The sequence below is a fragment of the Streptomyces sp. A2-16 genome (genome assembly GCF_018128905.1).
Taxonomy (GTDB): Bacteria; Actinomycetota; Actinomycetes; order Streptomycetales; family Streptomycetaceae; genus Streptomyces.
This window is the reverse complement of the sequence record NZ_CP063808.1, coordinates 7131073-7151889: the sequence shown is the minus strand read 5'-3', so window position 1 is coordinate 7151889 and position 20817 is coordinate 7131073. Positions and strand designations below refer to the sequence as shown.

Here is a 20817-nt window from a genome sequence, read left to right as displayed (position 1 = left end):
GGTGCGGGGAACCGGGCGATCGACTCCCACCGGGCCGTGCCTCAGAACCCGTGCCTCATGCCTCCGTCGACCGGCAGCATGACCCCGGTCAGATAGGAAGCGGCCGGCGACAGGAAGAAGGCCGCAGCCCGCCCGAACTCCTCCGGGGTCCCGTACCGCCGCAACGGAATCCGCGACTCGTTGGCCGCCCGGGTGGCCTCCGGGTCCGCCGACATCCCGTCCAGCTCCCGCACGCGGTCCGTGTCGATACGGGACGGCAGCAACCCGACGACCCGAATGCCCCGCGGCCCGAGTTCATCCGCGAGGGACTTCGCGAACCCGGCGAGACCGGGCCGCAGCCCGTTCGAAATAGTCAGCCCCGGGAGCGGCTCGTGCACCGACGCGGAGAGCACGAACCCGATCACGCCCCCGGCCTCCAGCTCCGCCGCGGCCGCCCGGGCCAGCCGGACCGCCCCGAGGAACACGGACTCGAACGCGGCCTGCCACTGCTCGTCCGTGTTGTCGGCGACGAAACCGGGCGCCGGCCCGCCCACACTGATCAGCACCCCGTCGAAGCCGCCGAAGTTCTCCCGCGCGGCGGCGATCAACCGCTCCGGCGCCGACGGATCGGCGTTGTCGACGGCCACGCCCACGGCGTTCGGCCCCAGCTCCGCCGCCGCGGCGACCGCACGCTTCTCCTCGCGCCCGGTCACCACGACCTTCGCCCCGTCGGCGACCAGCTCACGAGCGGCAGCGTTGCCGAGCCCGCGGGTCGCTCCGGTGACGACGTACACACGGTCCTTCAGTCCAAGATCCATGGCCCCTATCCTGCCTCGTGGCCCCCGTGGAGCGTGAGGGCGGTGTTCACCAGACCGATGTGGCTGAACGCCTGCGGGAAGTTGCCGAGCTGAACACCGGCCACGGGGTCGTACTCCTCGGACAGCAGCCCCACGTCGTTGGCCAGGCCCAGCAGCCGTTCGAAGAGGTCCCGCGCCTCCTTCGTACGGCCCGTCATGTGCAGTGCGTCGGCGAGCCAGAACGAGCACACCAGGAAGGTGCCCTCGCCGCCCGGCAGCCCGTCCACCGCGGTCTCCTCGACGCTGTACCGCCGTACGAACCCGCCGTGGTCCAGCTCCGCGCGGACCGCGTCGATGGTGCCGACGACGCGGGGGTCGTCGGGGGGCAGGAAGCCGACGCGGGGGATCAGCAGCAGGGACGCGTCGAGTTCGCGCGAGCCGTAGTACTGGGTGAAGGTGTTGCGCGCGGGGTCGTAGCCCTTCTCGCAGACCTCGCGGTGGACCTCGTCGCGCAGCGCGCGCCAGCCGTCCAGGTCGCCGGTGAGATCCGGGAAGGCCTCCAGGGCCTGCACCGCGCGGTGGGCGGCGACCCACACCATGACCTTCGAGTGGACGAAGTCGCGGCGACCGCCGCGCACCTCCCACAGCCCCTCGTCGGGCTGCTGCCAGGAGGAGCGCAGAAAGTCCAGCAGGACGCTCTGCAGGGACCACATGTGCGGCTTCGCCGGCAGGCCCGCGCGCCGGGCCAGCGACAGCGAGTCCATGACCTCGCCGTACACGTCCAACTGGAGCTGTTTCACGGCCTCGTTGCCGATGCGCACCGGCGTGGAGCCGCCGAACCCGGCGAGCCACGGCAGCTCGAACTCGGGCAGTCTCCGTTCGCCCGCGACGCCGTACATGATCTGGAGGTCCGCCGGGTCGCCGGCGACCGCGCGCAGCAGCCAGTTCCGCCAGGCCTCGGCCTCCTCGAGGTAGCCGCACTGCACCAGGGCGCCCAGGGTGAGGGTGGAGTCGCGCAGCCAGCAGTAGCGGTAGTCCCAGTTGCGCACCCCGCCCATCTCCTCGGGCAGCGAGGTGGTGGCCGCGGCCACGATGCCGCCGGTGGGCCGGTAGGTGAGCGCCTTCAGGGTGATCAGGGAACGGACCACGGCGTCCCGGTGCGGGCCGTCGTAGCGGCAGCGCGCCGCCCACGCCCGCCAGTCGGCCACGCTGCTCTCCAGCGTCTCGAAGGGGTCGGTCAGCGGGGGGCGCGGCTCGTGCGAGGGATGCCAGGTGAGGACGAAGGCGACCTTCTCGCCCTCCTCGACGGTGAATTCCGAGTGCGTGCCGAAGTGCTCGCCCCAGGTGGGCACCGGGGGCACGCTGCGCAGCCACGTCGCGTCGGGTCCCGCGACGGCCACCCGCTGCCCGTCGGACCTGCGCACCCACGGCACGATCGAGCCGTAGTCGAAGCGCAGTCGGAGCGTGCTGCGCACGGTGACCCGGCCGCGGAGTCCCTCCACGACGCGTACGAGGTCGGGGGCGACGTCGCGCTGGGGCATCAGGTCGGTGACCCGCACCGCGCCCTCGTCGGTCTCCCACTCGGTGTCGAGCACGAGGGTGTCGGGCCGGTAGCCGCGCCGGGTACACCGGTCCGCGCCCTTGGGCGCGATGCGCCAGTGGCCGTTCTCCTCGTCGCCGAGCAGCCTGGCGAAACAGGCGGCCGAGTCGAAGCGCGGCAGGCACAGCCAGTCCACGGAGCCGTCCATGCCGACGAGGGCGGCTGTCTGTTCGTCGCCGATGAGGGCGTAGTCCTCGATACGGGGGTGCACGCAGTGCGGTTTCCCTGCTGGCCGCGGGGGCAATCAGGGGTGGGGCCGGGGGAGTGAAGCGGCGGTCCCCGAGAAGATCACCCCCGAGTGGGCCGGTGTCTGGTTCAGGACCCACAGACCGATCAGCGTGGCCAGCGCGAACACGACCGCGATGAGCACGGTGAGGACGAGCCGGCGCCGGCGTTCGCGGCGCAGCCACTCGCCGCGGGCCGTGCGATAGGCGTCGGGGGCCGCGTGCACTCCGCCCGCCAGCGCGGCGAGGGCCTCCTGGAGTTCCTGTGCGGTGCGCGACTCGGTCGCGTCTCGGTGCGTCATCGCCGGGCCTCCATCGCCTGGGTCAGGGCGGCCAGGCCGCGTGCCGTGTGGGTCTTGACGGAGCCGCAGGAGATCCCCATCGCGGAGGCGATCTCGCTCTCCTTCAGCCCGAGCCAGTGCCTGAGCACCAGCGCCTCGCGCTGCCGGGCGGGCAGCTGCTGGAGCGCGTCGATGAGGACGCGCTGGTCGTCGTGGAGGAGCGCGGTGCTCTCCGCGGAGGCCACCAGCTCGGTCGGCGGGGCCTCCACGTGCTTGCGGGCGACCTGGAGGTGCCGTATCCGCATCCGGGTCAGATTGCAGACGGTGGAGCGCAGATAGGCCTCCGCGGCCTCGGTGTCCCTGAGGCGCCGCCACTTCCGGTAGATCTGGTAGTAGGCCTCGGCGACCACGTTCTCCGGGTCGTCCGCGCCGAGCAGCACGGCGAGGCGGAGCATCGAGGCGTAGTGCAGCTCGAAGAGCCGGGCCACACCGGCCTCGCGCTCCAGTTCGGCCGGGTCGGCCGCCGCGGGGGCGAGCGGGACGGGCACGGGGGTGCCGTGTCTCAGATGCTGTCTCACGGGTTGTTCGCTCCCGTCTCGGGGCGCCGCCTGACGGTCAGGCGCGACGGTAGGTCGGTCAGGTCGGCGCCCCGGGGGACGCCGAGCCGTTCGAGGGCCGCGGTTCCGGCCAGCGCGACGGTCAGGTTCAGCACGAGGGCGACGAGACCGGCGTAGATCTGGAAAGGCCCGCCGCCGAGCGAGGAGAAGCCCTCGCGGACCACGAGGAAAGTGCCGGTCAGCATGCCCGCCGCCCATCCGGCGAGCAGCGCCCGCGGGTGCAGCCGCCCGGTGAACAGGCCCACGGCGACGGCCGGGAAGATCTGCAGGATCCAGACCCCGCCGAGGAGCTGGAGGTTGATCGCGTCCTGGTCGCGCAGCCCGAACACGAACGCGACCGCGCCCACCTTCGCCGTCAGCGACACCGTCTTGGCGATGCGTACCTGCCGCTTGGGCGTGGCGGTGGGGTGCACGTACTCGACGTACACGTTGCGGACGAAGCAGGTGGCCGCCGCGATCGACATCACCGCGGCCGGGACCAGCGCCCCCACGGTGATCGCGCCGAACACCAGCCCGGCCAGCGGCCCCGGCATCAGCCGGTCCACCAGCATCGGTACGGCCGTCTCGGCGCCGCCCTCCGGTGCCCGCACCCCGGCCGCGAGCGCCGCGATCCCGAGGAACCCGAAGAGCGCGAGCAGCCCCGTCCAGGCGGGCAGCGCCACCGCGACCTTGCGCAGGGTGCGGGGGCTGTCGGCGGCGAAGGCGGCGGTCAGGACGTGCGGGTACATCAGCAGGGCGAGCGCGGAGCCGAGGGCGAGGGTGGCGTAGGCGGGCTGCTGGTCGGGGGAGAGGAGCAGGGCGGGTCCGCCCAGGCGCTCGGCGGCCCCGTCGAAGACCGCGCCCGGTCCGCCGAGCCGTTCCAGGACCAGCCAGGTGACGGCGGTGAGCGAGACGAAGACGGCGACCGCCTTGAGCGCGGAGATCACGGTGGGCGCCCGCAGCCCGTGCCGGTAGGTGGCCACCGCGAGCCCCGCGAACAGCGCCACCATGACCAGGTCCCCGCTCGCGCCGCGCGGGTAGACGCCCCCGGCGGTCAGCACGGCCCGTATCCCGAGCAGTTGGAGTGCCAGATACGGCATCGTCGCGAGGATCCCGGTGAGCGCGACCACCAGGGCCAGCGGCGCCGAGCCGTAGCGGCCGCGCACGAAGTCGGCGGCGGTGATGTAGCCGTGCCGGCGGGCCACCTCGCCGAGGCGGCTGAGCAGCACGAAGGCGATCGGGCAGACGATCACCGTGTACGGCACCGCGAAGAACGCGGCCCCGCCGTTGCCGTACGCCAGTCCCGGGACGGCGGTGAAGGTGTACGCGGTGAAGATCGTGCCGCCCAGCAGCAGCCAGCTCCACACCGGGCCCAGGCTGCGGTCGGCCAGCGCCCAGCCCTCCAGGGACGGCAGCCGGTCGTTCGGGCGCAGCCGGCGCGCGGTCACGGCGAGCAGCGACGCTCCGCCGATCACGGCGAGAAACGTCGCGGTCATGGCGCTGTCGGCCATGGTCACCGTCCTTGGTGTGCCCCGGGCGCGTTCGCGGGGATGGCTGTGCCCTCGCGCATTAGTTGCGCGGACCGCCGGTTCGGATGACGGACATCGGCGGGAAATCTCCCCGGAATTCGCTGTCAACCGTCCGTGGGAGGTGGGCAACTCTTGCACAGACCGACAGCGATGGGGAGAGGAGCGCAGGTCATGGCACGGACCGGTCATCACCGGCTACGGCGCGTCGCGATCGCCGTACTGCTTCTCGCCCCCGCCGCCGGACTGCTGTGGGTCCCGATGTACGCCGGTGCGGAGCCGCGCCTGGCGGGCACGCCGTTCTTCTACTGGTACCAGCTCGTCTGGGTGCCGGGGTGCGGTCTGTGCCTGCTCGCCGCGTACGCGCTGACGGACCGACGCCGACATCGCCGCTGAGCCCGTCTCTTCCTGTTCCACCGTTTCCGGTGAGGAGCCGCCATGCCCGAAACCTCCCTTCAGCCTGCCCTCGAGGCGCCTGAAAAGTCACGAATGTCAGCTCGATCGATCCTCGTATGGGCCGCCGTCGCACTGCTCGGCGCGGTCGCCTGGGGCGTGCTCGCGCTGGCCAGGGGCGAGAAGATCTCCGCGGTCTGGCTGGTCGTCGCCGCGCTCGGCTCGTATGCGATCGCCTACCGCTTCTACTCCCGCTTCGTCGTCCGGCGCGTCCTGAAACCGGACGACCGCCGCGCCACCCCGGCCGAACGCCTCGAAGACGGTGTCGACTTCCACCCCACCGACAAGCGGGTCCTCCTCGGGCACCACTTCGCCGCGATCGCCGGCGCCGGACCGCTGGTCGGCCCGGTCCTCGCGGCCCAGATGGGCTACCTGCCCGGCACCCTGTGGATCGTCGCCGGAGTGATCTTCGCGGGGGCCGTGCAGGACATGGTCGTGCTGTTCCTGTCCATGCGCCGGGACGGCAAGTCGCTCGGGCAGATGGCCCGTGACGAGATCGGCCGGGCGGGTGGGGCGGCCGCGCTGATCGCGGTCTTCGCCATCATGATCATCCTGCTTGGCGTGCTCGCCCTGGTCGTGGTCAACGCCCTCGCGCACTCCCCGTGGGGCACCTTCTCCGTCGCCATGACCATCCCCATCGCCCTGTTCATGGGCTTCTGGCTGCACCGCATCCGTCCCGGCCGGGTCGTGGAGACCAGCTTCATCGGCGTCGCGCTGCTGCTCCTCGCGATCGTCGGCGGCAGCTGGGTCCAGAACTCCTCGCTGGCCTCCGCCTTCACACTCAGCCCGACGACCCTGGTCTTCTGCCTCGTCGGCTACGGCTTCGTCGCGTCCGTCCTCCCGGTCTGGATGCTCCTGGCCCCCCGCGACTACCTCTCCACCTTCATGAAGATCGGCACGATCGCGCTGCTCGCCGTCGGGGTCGTGGTCGCCGCCCCGGTGCTGCGGGCGGACGCGGTGAGCGACTTCGCGACCTCGGGCGCCGGGCCGGTGTTCGCCGGGTCCCTGTTCCCCTTCCTGTTCATCACCATCGCCTGCGGCGCGCTGTCCGGCTTCCACGCGCTGGTCTCCTCCGGCACGACACCGAAGCTGATCCAGAAGGAGTCGCAGGTCCGCATGATCGGCTACGGCGCCATGCTGATGGAGTCGTTCGTCGCGATCATGGCGCTGATCGCCGCCGCGACCCTTGAGCCCGGCCTGTACTACGCGATGAACGCCCCCGCCGGACTGCTGGGCACGACGGCCGAGTCGGCCTCGCACGCGGTCGCCGGCCTCGGCTTCACCATCACCCCCGACCAGCTGACGCATGCGGCCAGGGCGGTCGAGGAACAGTCGCTGATCGCCCGTTCCGGAGGCGCCCCGACCCTCGCGGTCGGCATGTCGGAGATCTTCTCCGGGGTGTTCGGCGGGACCGCCATGAAGGCCTTCTGGTACCACTTCGCGATCATGTTCGAGGCGCTGTTCATCCTGACCACGGTGGACGCGGGCACCCGGGTCGGCCGCTTCATGCTCCAGGACATGCTCGGCAACGTGTGGAAGCCGGTCGGCCGGGTCAACTGGAAGCCGGGCATCTGGCTGTGCAGCGCCCTGGTGGTCGCGGCCTGGGGCTACTTCCTCCACACCGGCGCCACCGACCCGCTCGGCGGGATCAACCAGCTCTTCCCGCTCTTCGGCATCGCGAACCAGCTGCTCGCCGCGATCGCCCTGGCCGTGTGCACCACCGTCCTCGTCAAGTCCGGGAAGCTGCGCTGGGCGTGGGTCACCGGGGTCCCGCTGGCCTGGGTGGTCGCGATCACCTTCACCGCGGGCTGGCAGAAGATCTTCTCCGACGATCCGCGGGTCGGGTTCTTCGCCCAGCGGGCCAAGTACGCCGACGGCATCGACACCGGCCAGGTGCTCGCCCCCGCCAAGACCCTCGACGACATGCACACCGTGGTCACCAACTCCACGGTCGACGGCGTGCTCATCGCCCTGTTCCTGCTGCTGGTCGCGGTGGTCATCGTCAACGCGGGGGTGGTGTGCGTGCGGGCGGTCCGGGCGCCGGGGGCGTCGCCGACCACCGAGGCGCCGTACGTCGAGTCGCGGATCGACGCGCCCGAGCAGGCCGGCGAGGAGCTCGTGGGAGTGCGCTCGTGACGGTGACGGTGACGGTGACCGCGCGGCGCTGGGCGCGGGCCGTCCACTGGTACCTGCGCGAGCTGACCGGGGAGGCGGAGTACGACCGCTACCGCGAGCGGCTCCGGCACCACCGCCCGCTCGCACCGGTACCGACCAGGCGGGAGTACGAGGTGCTGCGCGCGCGGCACCGGGAGGCTCATCCGCAGGGGCGGTGCTGTTGACGCCGTCGTCCTGGACCACGGGGCGGGCACACCGCCCGCCCCGTACGCCCCACTCACCCTTCGGGACCGAGATGTTCAGACGCCGCACCGCCCTGCTGGTCCACCCCGCCCTCGACGACGACGCGCTGCACGCGACACTGACCGAACTCCGGCCCGCCCCTCAGCTGCACGGCCTCGGCGCGGGTTCCAGCCGTCCGCTCTGGGCGCCGGTCGGCGACCTGCTGCGGGACACGGGGAGGGACTGGGACCGTCGGTGGCACCGGATGTCCGTACTGGCGGACCGGTTGCCGGTCTCGGTGTCCGAGCGGTGGATCACCGAACGGCCCGGGGACGGGGACGCGCTGGTGCTGTGGGCCTGTGTCCGGTGCGCACGGCAGAGCCCGGCCGGGGGACGGGCGGCGGGGGAACGGGCCGCCGGTGGACGGGCCGCCGATGGACGGGCCGCCGGTGGACGGATCGCGGAGGCATGGGACGCAGGGGGGTGGGCCGCCGTGCGGGACGCCGAGCGGGCGTGTCTGCGTGCCGCCGAGGCCTGCCCCGAGGACCCGACACCCTGGCTGGCCCTCCTGGGGTTGATGCACTCCCACGCGGTGCCGCCCCGGGACGCCGTGCCCGTCTGGACCGAGGCCGTCACCCGTGCGCCGTGGCACCGGGGCGCCTACCACCGGCTGCTGAGCTATCTGTCCCCGCGCGGGCACGGCTCGGTCGCCGACATGATGGACTTCGCCGGACACGGCGCCGCCCGCGCCCCGCAGGGCTCACCCCTGGCTCTGCTCCCCGTCGCGGCCCGCGTCGAACTCGTCGCGCACCGGCAGCGGCAGCTGTCCTTCGGGGCCGACCGCCACTGGAACGAACCCCGGGCCGGCACCGAGATCGAGTCGGCCCTGACCGAGTGGTTCCACACCGGCGCCGCACCGCACGCCGAGGCGGTCGCCGACCTCAACATCCTGGCCTTCGCGCTCGTCCGCACCCACCGCCCGACCGACGCGGCGCCCGTGTTCGGACGGATCGGCCGCCGCATGACCCCGTATCCCTGGGAGCTGCTGCCCGAGCCGGAGCGCACGTTCCGCTACTGGCGGGACCGCCCGGGACGGTGAGCGTCACGTCGGGGCGTGCCGCGCGGGCAGGTCACACCGCGGCCGGTTCCGCCTCCGCGGCGCTGTCCTGCTCCGCCTTCTCCCGGCGGTCACGCACCTCGCGCCGCACCAGGACCACCCATCCGATCGGCACGCCCACGGAGAACAGCCACCACTGGATCGCGTAGGCGTAGTTCAGCGCGGCGTCCTCCTCGCCGGGGTTGCCGCCGATCAGTTCCGGGCTGTCGCCCTTCGGCTCGGGTGCCGTCTGGGCGATGTAGCCGCCGAGCACCGTGGCACCCAGCCGCTTCGCCTCCTGCTCGCTGTTGATCAGCATGATCTGCCGGTCCGGCAGTCCCTTGAGGTTCTTGATGCCGCTCGCCGCGGTCGTCTCGTCCGGCATCAGCCGCCCGGTGACGGTGATCTCGCCCTTCGGGGGAGCGGGGATCCTCGGGAACGCGGTCTGGCTGGGACCGTCCGAGGGGATCCACCCCCGGTTGACCAGCAGCACCTTGCCGTCGTCGAGGACGAAGGGGGTCAGGACGTGATAGCCGACCTCGTCGTCCGAGTTGGTACGGCGCCGCACGACGACCTCGTCGTCGGTGTCGAAGTGCCCCTTCGCGGTCACCCTGCGGTACCGGTCGTGGGTCGTGACCGTGTGCCCGGGCGAGGTCATCTCCTCCACCGGCACCGGCGTCGCGTGCATGGCCTCGGAGACCAGCCGGTTGCGGGCGGTGCGCTCCTCGTAGCGGTGCATCTGCCAGATGCCCAGCCTGATCATCGTGGGGATGAGGAGCAGGGCGACCAGCGTGAGGATCACCCACTGCCGGGACAACAGGAAGCGGTACACCCCACGACCGTACAACTCGGGCCGCGGGGTGTTCGCACAGGGGTGTGGTCAGACCCGGTCGACGATGCCCACCTTCCCCTCCGCCCGGGCGCAGTGCGCACCGCAGAACCAGTGGCCCTCGACCTCCACGCCCTGCCCGATGATCTGCACACGACAGTGCTCGCAGATCGGTGCCATCCGGTGGATCGCACAGGAGAAGCAGTCGAAGACATGCACCGCGCCCTGGGCGTGCACCTCGAAGGACATGCCGTAGTTATTGCCGCAAACTTCGCAAGTCGCCATGGGCCACAGGGTGAGCCGTCGTCACCGCGCGGACGCGACGGCGCCAGGCGAGTCGTACGGCAAATCACCCGTCCGTACGGTCCCCTCTTCCGTACGGTCATCCCTCCGACGCCGGTTCCACATCCCGCAGAAGCTGCCCGAAGGCCGCCTCGTCGACGACCGGTGTGCCGAACTGCCGGGCCTTGACCACTTTGGACGTGCCCGAGTCCGGGTCGTTGGTGACGAGCAGGCTGGTCAGCCGGGAGATGCTGGTGGCGACATGCAGCCCGGCCTCGGTCGCCCGGTCCTCCAGGAGGTCGCGCTCGGTCGAGGTGTCCCCGGAGAACGCGATCCGCATCCCCTGCTTGAGCGGCCTGCCGTCCTCGTACCGCCCCGGGTTGGGGTAGGGGCACGCGGGCCGCTTGCGCGCGGGCCGCCAACTGGTCTGCCGGTAACCGGAGTAGTTCGCCGACTGCCGGGGCACCGCCCGGTCCGTCCACTCGGTCAGCGGCCGGCACTCGTGCAGCGGCAGCCGCACGCTCCGCTCGGCGGCGGCCCGCAGACTCGGCCGGAACGCCTCCGCGAGCACACGCGCGTCGTCGAGGGCATGGTGCGCCCGCCGCTGCACGACGCCGAAGTGGGCCGCCAGCGACTCCAGTTTGTGGTTGGGCAGCGGCAGGCCCAGCTCCTTCGACAGGACGATGGTGCACAGCCGCTGGCTCACCGGCGCCACGCGGCCGGCGCGCGCGTACTCGCGGGCGATCATCTGCCAGTCGAAGACTGCGTTGTGCGCGACGAGCACACGGCCGTCGAGGCGGGCCGAGAACTCCTCGGCGATGTCCTGGAAGAGAGGGGCGCCCTCGAGTGCCTCGCTCGTCAGCCCGTGGATCCACACCGGGCCCGGATCGCGCTCCGGATTGACCAGCGTGTACCAGTGGTCCTCGACCTCGCCGCGGGCGTCCAACCGGTAGACGGCCGCGGAGATTATCCGGTCGTCGCGGGCCAGGCCGGTGGTCTCCACGTCGACGACCGCGTATCCCTGCGGATACGCGGCCGGCCACGTCGTGGGGGAGGACGCTGCGGTCGTCTGGTCTTCGAGCATGGTCCATGAGGATACGGGCCGGGACTGACAGTCCCTCACGGCGGCGTCGGTACCGGGCTCTCGGGGACCTGGGTGCGATCCTCCGGGGATGACGGATGAGGGTGTGAGCGGACCGGCGCACGACGAGGCCCACGGCGGCGGGCTGGGCACCCGCCTCAACTGGCTGCGCGCGGCCGTCCTCGGGGCGAACGACGGCATCGTCTCCACGGCGGGCCTCGTCGTCGGCGTGGCCGGCGCGACGAGCAACCGCGCGGCGTTGCTGACGGCGGGTCTGGCGGGTCTGCTGGCCGGCTCGATGTCCATGGCGGCCGGGGAGTACGTGTCCGTGTCGACCCAGCGCGACTCCGAGATGGCCGCGCTGGCGGTGGAGAGACGTGAACTCCGCGAACAGCCGGACGCGGAACTGGAGGAGTTGACGCAGCTTCTGGAGGAACGGGGCCTGTCCCGTGAGGTGGCCGGCGAGGCGGCGGAACAACTGACGGAGCGTGACGCACTACGGGCTCACGCGCGCGTGGAGCTCGGCATCGACCCGGACGAACTGACGAACCCCTGGCACGCGGCCTGGGCGAGCTTCCTGGCGTTCACGGCGGGAGCGCTGCTGCCCCTGCTCGCCATCGTGCTGCCGCCGTCGGGGTGGCGGGTGCCGGTGACCGTGGTGTCGGTGGTGGCCGCGCTGGTGGCGACCGGATGGAGCAGTGCGCGGCTGGGGGCGGCGGCCCCCGGGCGCGCGGTGGTGCGCAACGTGGCGGGCGGGCTGCTGGCCATGGGCGTCACGTACGGGGTGGGGGTGCTGCTGGGCGCGGCCGGAGTCGTTTGACGTCCCTTGGCGGAGATCGCCAAGAAGCAAGCGCGTACCACCGTGAATACTTGTCAGTAACAACGTCTAGCCGTGCCCGAGCGGCGGTTCTACGGTGCACGCATGCCCAACCTCCCCGACGTCGTGGTCTGGTCCATACCCGCCTTCGTGCTGCTCACCGTCATCGAGATGATCAGCGTCCGCATCCACCCCGACGAGGACGCGGCGGGCTACGAGACCAAGGACGCCGCCACCAGCCTCGGCATGGGACTCGGCAGCCTCTTCTTCGACTTCCTCTGGAAGATCCCGATCGTCGCCGTGTACACGGCCCTGTACGAGCTCACCCCCCTGCGCGTCCCCGTCCTGTGGTGGACGATCCCCCTGATGCTCCTCGGGCAGGACTTCTTCTACTACTGGTCCCACCGCGGCCACCACGTCATCCGCATCCTGTGGGCCTGCCACGTCGTCCACCACTCCAGCCGGAAGTTCAACCTCACCACCGCGCTGCGCCAGCCCTGGACCACCCTGACCGTCTGGCCGTTCTACGTCCCCCTCGTCGCCGCCGGCGTCCACCCGGCCGCGCTCGCCTTCTGCTCCTCCGCGAACCTCGTCTACCAGTTCTGGATCCACACGGAACGCATCGACAAGATGCCCCGCTGGTTCGAGTTCGTCCTCAACACGCCGTCCCACCACCGCGTCCACCACGCCTCCCAGGGCGGCTACCTGGACCGCAACTTCGGCGGAATCCTCATCGTCTGGGACCGGCTCTTCGGCTCGTTCGTCGCCGAGACCGAACGGCCCGTCTACGGGTTGACCAAGAACATCAACACGTTCAACCCGATCAAGGTGGCCACCCACGAGTACGTGGCGATCATCAAGGACGTCAAGAAGGCACGGAGCTGGCGCGAGCGGGCGGGCCGGGTCTTCAGGGGCCCGGGCTGGGCACCGGCACCCGTACCGGAGACGACCGAGGAGACCGTGCCCGCGTGACCACCCCGAGCAGCCACGGCACCGGCCCCCACCGCACCCGCCGCGCGCTCCTCGCGGTGTTCGCCCTCGCCGCCGTCGTCGACCTCGCCTCCCTGGCCACCGGCTTCGCCCCCGGCCACACCGTCGCCAAGCCCCTTCTGATGCCCCTCCTGGCCGCGTACTCCCTCGCGTCCGGGGCGCCCCGGCTCCTGGTCGGCGCCCTGGTGTGCGGCTGGGGCGGCGACGTCCTGCTGCTGTCCGACGCCGACCCCGCCTTCCTCGCCGGCATGGCCTCCTTCGCGGCGGGCCACGTCTGCTACCTCGCGCTCTTCCGGGCGTACGGCAGCCCACGCGCGCGCGTGGGCCTCCTCGCGCCCGCCTACGCCACCGCCCTCGTCGTCACCGTCGTGGCCCTGTGGCCGGACCTGCCCGCCGGACTGCGCGTGCCCGTCGCCGTCTACAGCGTGCTGCTCACGACGATGGCGTGCGCCTCGGCCGTACGCTTCGGGGCGCTCACCGGAGTCGGCGGCGCGCTCTTCCTCCTCTCCGACACCCTCATCGCCACCGGCGTCGCCGACTGGCCCCAGCTCCCGCGGCCCGAGTTCTGGATCATGCTCACGTACATCGCCGCGCAGTTCCTGCTGGCCGACGGCACCCTGCGAGCCCTCGAAGCGCGCCCCGGGCCCATGGCGACGTACGGTGAGGTGCGCTCGACCACCCCCTGAGCGCCGTCACGACCCCGCACGAGAAGGACCCTCGCATGCGCGCCACCACCATCCACGCCCCCTACGACATGCGCGTGGAGGACGTGCCCGAACCCGTGGTGCAACTGCCCACCGACGCCGTGCTCCGGGTGCTGCGCGCCTGCATCTGCGGCAGCGACCTGTGGGCCTACCGCGGTGAGGCGGCCCGGCAGCCGGGGCAGCGGATCGGCCACGAGTTCCTCGGCGTCGTGGAGGAGACCGGCTCCGAGGTCGCCACCCTCAGGCGGGGCGACCTCGTCGTCGCACCCTTCATGTGGTCCGACGGCGTCTGCGACTACTGCCGCGAGGGCCTGACCACCTCCTGCGAGCACGGCGGCTTCTGGGGCTCCGTCGGGTACGACGGCGGCCAGGGCGAGGCCGTCCGCGTCCCGTTCGCCGACGGCACCCTCGTACGACTGCCCAAGGAGGCGGCCTCCGACGACCACCTGCTGTCCTCCCTGCTGACCCTCTCCGACGTCCTGGGCACCGGCCATCACGCGGCCCTCGGCGCCGGTGCCCGCCCGGGCGCCACGGTCGCCGTCGTCGGCGACGGTGCCGTCGGCCTGTGCGCGGTGCTCGCCGCCAAGCGGCTCGGCGCCGAAAGGATCATCGCCCTGGGCCGGCACCAGGTCCGCACCGACATCGCGCGCCGCTTCGGTGCCACCGACGTCGTCGCCGAGCGCGGGGACGCGGCCGTCGAGGCCGTCCGTGAACTCACCCGCGGCCAGGGCGCGCACGCCGTCGTCGAGGCCGTCGGCACCGAACAGTCCATGCGTACCGCCGTCGGCATCGCCCGTGACGGCGGCGCCATCGGCTTCGTCGGCGTGCCGCACGGCAGCGGCACCGGCGTCGACCTCGGCGTCCTGTTCGACCGGAACATCGCCCTGCGCGGCGGCGTCGCACCGGTCCGCGCCTACATCCCCGAACTGCTTCCCGACGTCCTGGACGGCACCGTCGACGCCTCACCCGTCTTCGACATGACCGTCGGCCTCGAGGGCGTCCCCGACGGCTACAAGGCGATGGACGAGCGCACCGCGCTCAAGGTCCTCGTCACCAACTGACGGGCATGGGGGGCCGCTTCACGGGCCTGCCGGTCACAGGGGGCTTCACGGGCTGACGGTCAAGGTGCTGCTTCACGGGCCTGACGATCACGCGCAGGCCTCACGGGCCTGACGGTCGCGGTGCGGCTTCACCGGTCTGCCGGTCGCGGTGCGGCTTCACCGGTCTGCCGGTCGCGGTGCCGCTTCTCCGGTCTGTCGGTCATGGTGCGGCTCACCGGTCCGACGCACGGTGGGGTGTCACCAGCGAATCGGCAGCGGCAGTGCCGTCAGCAACCCCGACACCGCGACCACCAGGCCCAGCGCGACGACCTCCACGCGCGCAGGGACGCAGGCGGCCAGCGGGTCGGGGGCGCGGCGCAGTCGGATCCTGGCCCACAGGGCGAGCGCGGCGACGACCGCCACGAGCAGCAGCTTGGCGAGCAGAGTGCGCCCGTAGGCCGTGTCCGTCAGTTGCTCCAGGACCGTGCCGGCCGGCATCCGCCGCAGCGAACTCCACACACCGGTCGCGGTGATGGCGGCGAGCAGGACGGCCGCCACGCGCGCGTAGAGCCCGAGCAGCGCCGTGCCCGGCTCTCCGGGGCCCCAGCGGCGCAGCGTCCGCAGTACGAGGAGCAGCCCGCCCGCCCACAGTGCCGCGCACGTGAGGTGAACCAGCGTCAGCCCGGAGCCGACCAGTGGGGTGTGCTCGGTCGAGGGGTGCGCGCGCAGGGCTTCCGCCACCACCACGGCGGCCAGGGGCCACACCTGGAGGGCTGGGCGGCCGGAACGGGCGCACAGCCCGGCCACCAGGAACGCGTTGGCCTCCAGCAGGGCCAACTTGCCGTCCCGCGAGGCGTACAGGCCGCCGACATCGATCTCGGAGAGGCTGTGCGGCACCAGATTGCCGGTCGCCACGACCGACGCCAGGCCCAGCGCGGCGACGAAACCGGCGGTGGCCGCCCAGGGGGCCCAGGAGCGCGCGACGTCCGGCGGAGCACCGGGCACCGCGCGGGCCAGCCGGCCCACGAACAGCTCTCCCAGCGGCACGCACAGCGCCGCGAACAGCACGGTCCGCAGCAGGGCCACCGCCCCGGCCCCGGGCGCGGCGGCCTCCCCGGTGCCGCGCAGCGCCGCGGACGGACCGAACAGGGGTATCGCCGCGCCCAGGGTCACCAGGGCGAGGACGGCGACCGCCCGCCCGGTGCCGGGACGCCGCGAGGGAAGGCTCGCGTCGGCCACCTCGGAGGGTCTTGTCAAGGTCACCCCCCCGATCTTGACCACAACGGACAGAACCGGGCAACTGCAGGGAAACAAGTGGTGGTAGGGCATTCCACCCATGGATACGTCTCCCGTGCCCCTGCCGGTTCAGAACTGCTGGGCCCAGCGTGCCGCATCCGTGCCCCACGGCACCGGTGGTCGGCCCCAGTCCGCGGGGCCGCCCTCGAACGAGACCGGCGACAGCGCGTACCGCAGCCGCCCGAGCGCGCTGTCCGTCTGCGACAACCAGGGCCCGGGACCGTCGTACGAGCCTCTCCGCCCATCCGCCGCGGCCATGCCGTCCGGGCCGTCGAGGCCGTCCGTCAGCCACAGGGCCGTCCGTGCGAGTGCCAACCTGACGAACCGGCTCCCGCCCTCGTACGACTGCTCCCTCAACGCCCGCAGTACGGCCGCCGCCAGCAGATAGCCCGTGCCGTGGTCGAGGGCCTGCGCGGGCAGCGCGCCCGGCCGCGCCGCCGAACCCTCCAGCACCGCGATCCCGGTGGCCGCCTGCACGAGGCTGTCGAAGCCCCGCCGTTCCCGCCACGGGCCGTACGCACCCCACGCCGACAACTGCGCGACGACCAGGCCCGGCCGCCGCTCGGCCAGCGCCTCGGGAGACAGCCCGAACCGGTCGAGCGCGCCGGGCCGGTACCCGGTGACGACCACGTCCGCCGCCGCGAGCAACTCCTCGAAGTGCTGCCGGTCGACGGCCAGGTCGAGCGTCGCCGACCGCTTCCCGAAGCCGGTGTCGGCGTGCTGGTCCGGCAGTTCGGGCAGCCGGGGCGCGTCCAGGCGCAGGACGTCCGCGCCGAGCAGGGCGAGCGTCCGGGTGGCGACCGGGCCCGCGAGGACCCGTGTCAGGTCCAGCACGCGCAGGCCGGCGGCCGGCAGCAGGGGAGAGGCGCCGACCGGGGCGAAGGTGCGCGCGGGTGCCGTGTCCGGCCGCTCCCGTTCGACCAGGGGCCGTTTCGCCACCTCGGCCGCCTGCGGGTGCGCGGCCCACTCCTCGGGAGAGCGCAGGGCCACGGCGAGACCCCCGGCCGCGTGCACGGCTTCCTCGACGTCCAGGGCGGACCGCTCGGCGAGCGCCGCTTCCACGGCTGCCGGGTCCTCCGGCACCCCCAGGGCGTCGAGCAGCCGTGCCCGGTGGTGCGGGTAGTTCGCGTGCGTCCGCACCCATCCGTCCGCCGTCCGCCAGAACCGGGACAGCGGTGCGAAGGTGACCGGCGCGCGACCGCCGATCAACAGATGACGCTCGCTCAGGAACGCGGTGGCGACCGCCCCGTCGTCCACCTGTACCGCCGGCACCCGGGCGAGCCCCGCTCGCCGTGCGCCCAGTTCGGCGGCGGCCAGGGCGCACTCGCCCACACAGGTCCGCGCCAGCTCCTGCACGGGAAGGCGCCCCTGAAGGGCGCCTTCCCTCACCACGAACTTGATTGCAGTCATGACTGCACTATGCAGTATTGACTCAATCAATATACAGATCGACCTTGATCGACCCTTGCCGCTACTTCGTCACGGCGTCCAGCGCGTCCACCGTGCCCCAGCCGTAGAAGCCGTTGCGGTTCTTGGATCCCTCGCACACCGCGTCGACCTTGCCGTCGCCGTTGATGTCGTACGGGTCCGTGCACGGCGTGGCGTCGGCCTCGGCGTACAGCAGCGCCTTCACCAGGGCCGGCGGGGCGTACGGGTGCGTCGACTTGATCAGGGCGGCCACGGCCGCGGCGTGCGGCGAGGCCATCGACGTACCCGCCATGTACCCCCACTTGCCGCCGGGCAGCGTGCCCAGGATCAGACCGCTGGTCGCGGGCGGCGCGGGCGTCTGGTAGGCCGTCGAGTCGCCGCCGGGCGCGGCCACGTCGATGGTGCCCAGACCGTAGTTGGAGAAGGACGACTTGATGCCCTTCGCCCCGGTCGCGGCGACCGTCACGACGCCCGGCAGCTGCGTCGGTATGTCGAAGCACTCGGACGGGTCGATCACCCGGTCCGAGGGCGTGCCGTCGTTCGGCGAGACCGGGTCGGTGATCTCGTCGGCCGCCAGGTCGTAGTTCTCGTTGCCGGCCGCGGCGACGTTGACCACACCCCGCTTCTCCGCGTACCGCGAGGCCCGGGTGATCGCGTCCACAAGGGCCTTCTGGTCCGGGTCGTCGGTGCAGTTGAAGTACCACGGGTCCGTGTAATAGCTGTTGTTGGTGACGTCGACGCCGTGCGTGGCCGCCCACATGAAGCCGCAGACCACGGCCTCCGTGTAGAAGTAGCCGGCGGTGGTCGACACCTTGATGCCCGCCACCTTCACACCGGGCGCGACACCGGTCATGCCGACGCCGTTCTTGGCGGCCGCGATCTCACCGGCCACGTGCGTGCCGTGCGGGCTCTCCGCGGCGCTCGGCCGCCAGGCCCCGTCGGTGGTGTCCGGCTTGCCCGTCACACAGTTGACGGACGCGGCCCGGTCGAAGTTCGGCGCGAGGTCCGGGTGGGTGTCGTCCACGCCGGTGTCGATCACGGCGACGGTCACCTTCTTGCTGCCGAGCGACTTCTCGTGCGCCTTGTCCGCCTTGATGGCGGGCAGGTCCCACTGCAACGACTCCAGCGGGTCCTGGCCGGCGTCGGCGGCGGCCTGCGCCGCGGCCATCTGCGCCGAACTGAGCGCCTTCGGCGTCCCCTCGTCGGTCGTCGACTGCGCGGGCAGCGGCGCGTTGCGCGTGTTGCCCGCCGACTCGACCCCGCGGACCTTGCGGATCGTCTTGGCGAAGTCGGGGTTCGACGAGTGGACGACGATCACGCCGATCTGGTCGTACGACGTCACGATCGTGCCGCCGGCCGCGGCGATGGCCTTCTTCACCTTCGCAGAGGGACCGTGTCCGGGGCGGACGTTGACGACGTAGCTGAGCGCCGTGCCGTCCGCCGCGGCGGAGGCTAGCACGTCGCTGACGGCACCGGTGGCACCGGCCGCGGTGGCCGGGTGCCCGGCCGCGGACGCCGTGGCGCCCGGCAGGAACGCCATGGCCGTCGCGATGGCCATACCGAGCGGGATCGCGAGCGTGCGCCGGTAGCGCGCGTGGGGCCCTGTCATGATGAGAGTCTCTCCAGTTCGTTCTCGGTACAAGCGGTCCGTGCGGGTGGTGCGGGTCGGACGAAGTGGCGGGACGGGCACGTCACTTGACCGCGCGCAGCGCGTTGACGATGCCGAAGCCGTAGAACCCGTTGACCCGGGTGCCGCCCACGCACACCGCGTCCTGTGTGCCGTCGCCGTCCTGGTCGTACGAGGCGGGGCAGCTCGTGGCGTTCGCCTGCGCCTTGAGGAGCGCCTGCAGCTGGGCCGGGCTCGCCTTGGGGTGCGTCGACTTCAGGAGCGCTGCGACGCCCGCGGCGTGCGGCGAGGCCATCGAGGTGCCCTGCAGGAAGCCGTACGCGCCGTTCGGCATGGTGGACAGGATGCGGCCGTTCTGCGACGGCGTGTCCGGGATCTGGTAGAGCCGGTCGCCACCGGGCGCGGCGACGTCGATGACGCCCTTGCCGTACGAGGAGTAGTACGACTTGAGGTTCTTGACGCCCGTCGCGCTGACCGTGACGACACCGGGCAGCTGCGTCGGTACGTCGAAGCACTCGTGCGGGTCGACGGTGCGCTCCACCGGAGTGGAGTCGTCGGGGCTGGAGTCGTCGACGAGCGCGTCGGAGTCCAGGTCGTCGTTGGAGTTGCCTGCCGACGCCAGGCTGAGCGTGCCCTTCTTCTGCGCGTACCGCTGCGCCCTGTTGACCGAATCAACAATGGCCCGCTGATCGGGGTCGTCCATGCAGTTGTACAGCCATGGATCAACGTAGTAGCTGTTGTTCGTGATCTCGACGCCGTGGTCCGCGGCGAACACGAACGCGCACACGACGCTCTCCGGGTAGAAGAGGCCGTTGCTCCGGTCGGTCACGTTGATGGCCGAGACCTTCACGCCGGGGGCGACCCCCGCCACACCGATGCCGTTGCGGGCCGCGGCGATCTCACCGGCCACGTGGGTGCCGTGGTAGTCGTCGGCGGTGTACGGCCGCCAGGCGCCCTCGCTGGTGTTCGGGACACCGCCGTCGCAGTTGGCCGACTGGGAGGCGGAGAAGTTGGGCGCGATGTCGGGGTGGGTGTCGTCGACGCCGGTGTCGATCACGGCGACGGTCACCTTGCGGCTGCCCGGGTTGATCCTGGCCGCCTTGTCGGCGCCTATCGCGCGCAGATCCCACTGGTCGGCCTCGAGGGGCTCGGCGTCCGGCGTCGCGGCCGAGGCCTTGGCGACCTTCGCGGCCTGTGCGGCCGACAGGACCTGGACAGCGCCCTCGTCCGTCGTGCCCGCCGGGGTCAGCGCCGAGGTGCGGGTCGCACCGGCCGACTGCACCCCGCGCACCTTGCGGATCTTCTGCGCGAAGTCCGGCGCGGAGGAGTGGACGACGATCACACCGATCTTCTCGTACGCGATCACGACGGTGCCGCCGGCCGCCGGTATCGCCTTCTTCACCGACGCGATCGTGCGGTGGTCCACCTTGGTGTTGACGACGTACGACAGATTCGTCGCGTCCGCGGCCTGTGCCGCGGTCTCTCCCGCCGGAGCGGCCGAGGCCACCGAGGGCAGGAGGCCGAGCGAGGCCGTGAGGGACAGCACGACGGGCACGGCCAGCGCGAGGCTGCGTCGCGAACGTCTGGAACGCGGCTGGGACATGGGGTCTCCACATCATCCGGAAACGAAACCGGCCCGAGACGCAGGTGTCGCTCGGGCAGGTACATGACGGGTGGTGCAGGCCGAAGCTATCTCCCGAAGTCGCTGGCCAGCAATGACTTCCCCAAGGTGAGTTCGGAAAGAAGCAAAGCGAGTTGAACCGGGCCCAGCGCGGCGCCGTGACCTTGAACAGGGAACGCGAGGACACTCGCCCCCGATCCCCGTCACAACCGC

At 72.1% G+C, this 20817-nt stretch carries 20 protein-coding genes; 8 read left to right on the top strand and 12 right to left on the bottom strand.

The window, feature by feature from the left end:
- Positions 1 to 41: 41 nt before the first annotated feature.
- The 5 genes from IOD14_RS32150 to IOD14_RS32130 are packed head-to-tail and all read right to left on the bottom strand — an operon-like array spanning position 42 to position 4988.
- Positions 42 to 797 (bottom strand): SDR family oxidoreductase, encoded by a 756-nt coding sequence (locus IOD14_RS32150; RefSeq protein WP_123988310.1) that lies wholly within the window; start codon positions 795 to 797, stop codon positions 42 to 44.
- 5 nt (positions 798 to 802) lie between these two features.
- Positions 803 to 2587 carry a glycoside hydrolase family 15 protein gene (locus IOD14_RS32145; protein ID WP_212672182.1) on the bottom strand — a complete coding sequence of 595 codons (1785 nt, stop codon included), beginning with the start codon at positions 2585 to 2587 and terminating at the stop codon, positions 803 to 805.
- Between the two features lie 33 nt (positions 2588 to 2620).
- Positions 2621 to 2902, bottom strand: coding sequence for a hypothetical protein (locus tag IOD14_RS32140; protein WP_123988308.1), 282 nt, complete (start codon positions 2900 to 2902; stop codon positions 2621 to 2623).
- Positions 2899 to 3459: a sigma-70 family RNA polymerase sigma factor gene (locus IOD14_RS32135; protein ID WP_123988307.1), complete on the bottom strand. Its 561-nt coding sequence runs from the start codon at positions 3457 to 3459 to the stop codon at positions 2899 to 2901. Before IOD14_RS32135 ends, IOD14_RS32140 begins: the two co-directional genes overlap by 4 nt.
- Positions 3456 to 4988 carry a sodium:solute symporter gene (locus IOD14_RS32130; RefSeq protein ID WP_123988306.1) on the bottom strand — a complete coding sequence of 511 codons (1533 nt, stop codon included), beginning with the start codon at positions 4986 to 4988 and terminating at the stop codon, positions 3456 to 3458. The genes IOD14_RS32135 and IOD14_RS32130 overlap by 4 nt, the downstream gene beginning before the upstream one ends.
- 189 nt (positions 4989 to 5177) lie before the next feature.
- On the opposite strand from IOD14_RS32130, the gene IOD14_RS32125 reads away from it, so the two are divergent.
- The 4 genes from IOD14_RS32125 to IOD14_RS32110 all read left to right on the top strand — a co-directional run bounded on the left by IOD14_RS32125 (position 5178) and on the right by IOD14_RS32110 (position 8892).
- On the top strand, positions 5178 to 5399 hold the full coding sequence (locus IOD14_RS32125) for a DUF3311 domain-containing protein (RefSeq protein WP_212672181.1): 222 nt from the start codon (positions 5178 to 5180) through the stop codon (positions 5397 to 5399).
- A 42-nt stretch (positions 5400 to 5441) separates the two neighbouring features.
- Positions 5442 to 7592, top strand: coding sequence for a carbon starvation CstA family protein (locus tag IOD14_RS32120; RefSeq protein ID WP_123988304.1), 2151 nt, complete (start codon positions 5442 to 5444; stop codon positions 7590 to 7592).
- A gap of 14 nt (positions 7593 to 7606) precedes the next feature.
- Positions 7607 to 7795 carry a YbdD/YjiX family protein gene (locus IOD14_RS32115; RefSeq protein ID WP_123992571.1) on the top strand — a complete coding sequence of 63 codons (189 nt, stop codon included), beginning with the start codon at positions 7607 to 7609 and terminating at the stop codon, positions 7793 to 7795.
- Positions 7796 to 7866: 71 nt separating this feature from the next.
- Positions 7867 to 8892, top strand: coding sequence for a hypothetical protein (locus IOD14_RS32110; RefSeq protein ID WP_212672180.1), 1026 nt, complete (start codon positions 7867 to 7869; stop codon positions 8890 to 8892).
- A 31-nt stretch (positions 8893 to 8923) separates the two neighbouring features.
- Here the strand turns inward: IOD14_RS32110 and IOD14_RS32105 are convergent, their stop codons facing one another.
- The 3 genes from IOD14_RS32105 to IOD14_RS32095 all read right to left on the bottom strand — a co-directional run bounded on the left by IOD14_RS32105 (position 8924) and on the right by IOD14_RS32095 (position 11084).
- Positions 8924 to 9721 carry an SURF1 family protein gene (locus tag IOD14_RS32105; RefSeq protein WP_212672179.1) on the bottom strand — a complete coding sequence of 266 codons (798 nt, stop codon included), beginning with the start codon at positions 9719 to 9721 and terminating at the stop codon, positions 8924 to 8926.
- 48 nt (positions 9722 to 9769) lie between these two features.
- Positions 9770 to 10003 carry a hypothetical protein gene (locus IOD14_RS32100; RefSeq protein WP_123988301.1) on the bottom strand — a complete coding sequence of 78 codons (234 nt, stop codon included), beginning with the start codon at positions 10001 to 10003 and terminating at the stop codon, positions 9770 to 9772.
- Between the two features lie 97 nt (positions 10004 to 10100).
- On the bottom strand, positions 10101 to 11084 hold the full coding sequence (locus tag IOD14_RS32095; protein ID WP_123988300.1) for a DEDDh family exonuclease: 984 nt from the start codon (positions 11082 to 11084) through the stop codon (positions 10101 to 10103).
- 88 nt (positions 11085 to 11172) lie between these two features.
- Between IOD14_RS32095 and IOD14_RS32090 the strand changes: the two genes are divergently transcribed.
- The 4 genes from IOD14_RS32090 to IOD14_RS32075 all read left to right on the top strand — a co-directional run bounded on the left by IOD14_RS32090 (position 11173) and on the right by IOD14_RS32075 (position 14653).
- Entirely contained in the window at positions 11173 to 11901 is a 729-nt protein-coding gene (locus IOD14_RS32090) for a VIT family protein (RefSeq protein ID WP_212672178.1), read from the top strand.
- Between the two features lie 102 nt (positions 11902 to 12003).
- Complete coding sequence (locus IOD14_RS32085; protein ID WP_123988299.1) at positions 12004 to 12870, top strand: sterol desaturase family protein; 867 nt, start codon at positions 12004 to 12006, stop codon at positions 12868 to 12870.
- On the top strand, positions 12867 to 13574 hold the full coding sequence (locus tag IOD14_RS32080) for a lysoplasmalogenase (RefSeq protein WP_249126115.1): 708 nt from the start codon (positions 12867 to 12869) through the stop codon (positions 13572 to 13574). The genes IOD14_RS32085 and IOD14_RS32080 overlap by 4 nt, the downstream gene beginning before the upstream one ends.
- A gap of 35 nt (positions 13575 to 13609) precedes the next feature.
- Positions 13610 to 14653 (top strand): zinc-dependent alcohol dehydrogenase family protein, encoded by a 1044-nt coding sequence (locus IOD14_RS32075; protein WP_123988298.1) that lies wholly within the window; start codon positions 13610 to 13612, stop codon positions 14651 to 14653.
- A 237-nt stretch (positions 14654 to 14890) separates the two neighbouring features.
- Here IOD14_RS32075 and IOD14_RS32070 read toward each other — a convergent pair whose 3' ends face one another.
- From IOD14_RS32070 to IOD14_RS32055, 4 genes are all read right to left on the bottom strand, one after another.
- Positions 14891 to 15895 carry a CopD family protein gene (locus IOD14_RS32070; RefSeq protein ID WP_212672177.1) on the bottom strand — a complete coding sequence of 335 codons (1005 nt, stop codon included), beginning with the start codon at positions 15893 to 15895 and terminating at the stop codon, positions 14891 to 14893.
- A 102-nt stretch (positions 15896 to 15997) separates the two neighbouring features.
- Positions 15998 to 17338, bottom strand: a complete 1341-nt coding sequence (locus tag IOD14_RS32065) for a CoA transferase (RefSeq protein ID WP_212672176.1) — start codon at positions 17336 to 17338, stop codon at positions 15998 to 16000.
- Between the two features lie 61 nt (positions 17339 to 17399).
- Complete coding sequence (locus IOD14_RS32060; RefSeq protein ID WP_123988295.1) at positions 17400 to 18965, bottom strand: S8 family serine peptidase; 1566 nt, start codon at positions 18963 to 18965, stop codon at positions 17400 to 17402.
- Positions 18966 to 19047: 82 nt separating this feature from the next.
- On the bottom strand, positions 19048 to 20586 hold the full coding sequence (locus tag IOD14_RS32055) for a S8 family serine peptidase (protein ID WP_123988294.1): 1539 nt from the start codon (positions 20584 to 20586) through the stop codon (positions 19048 to 19050).
- Positions 20587 to 20817: the final 231 nt, after the last annotated feature.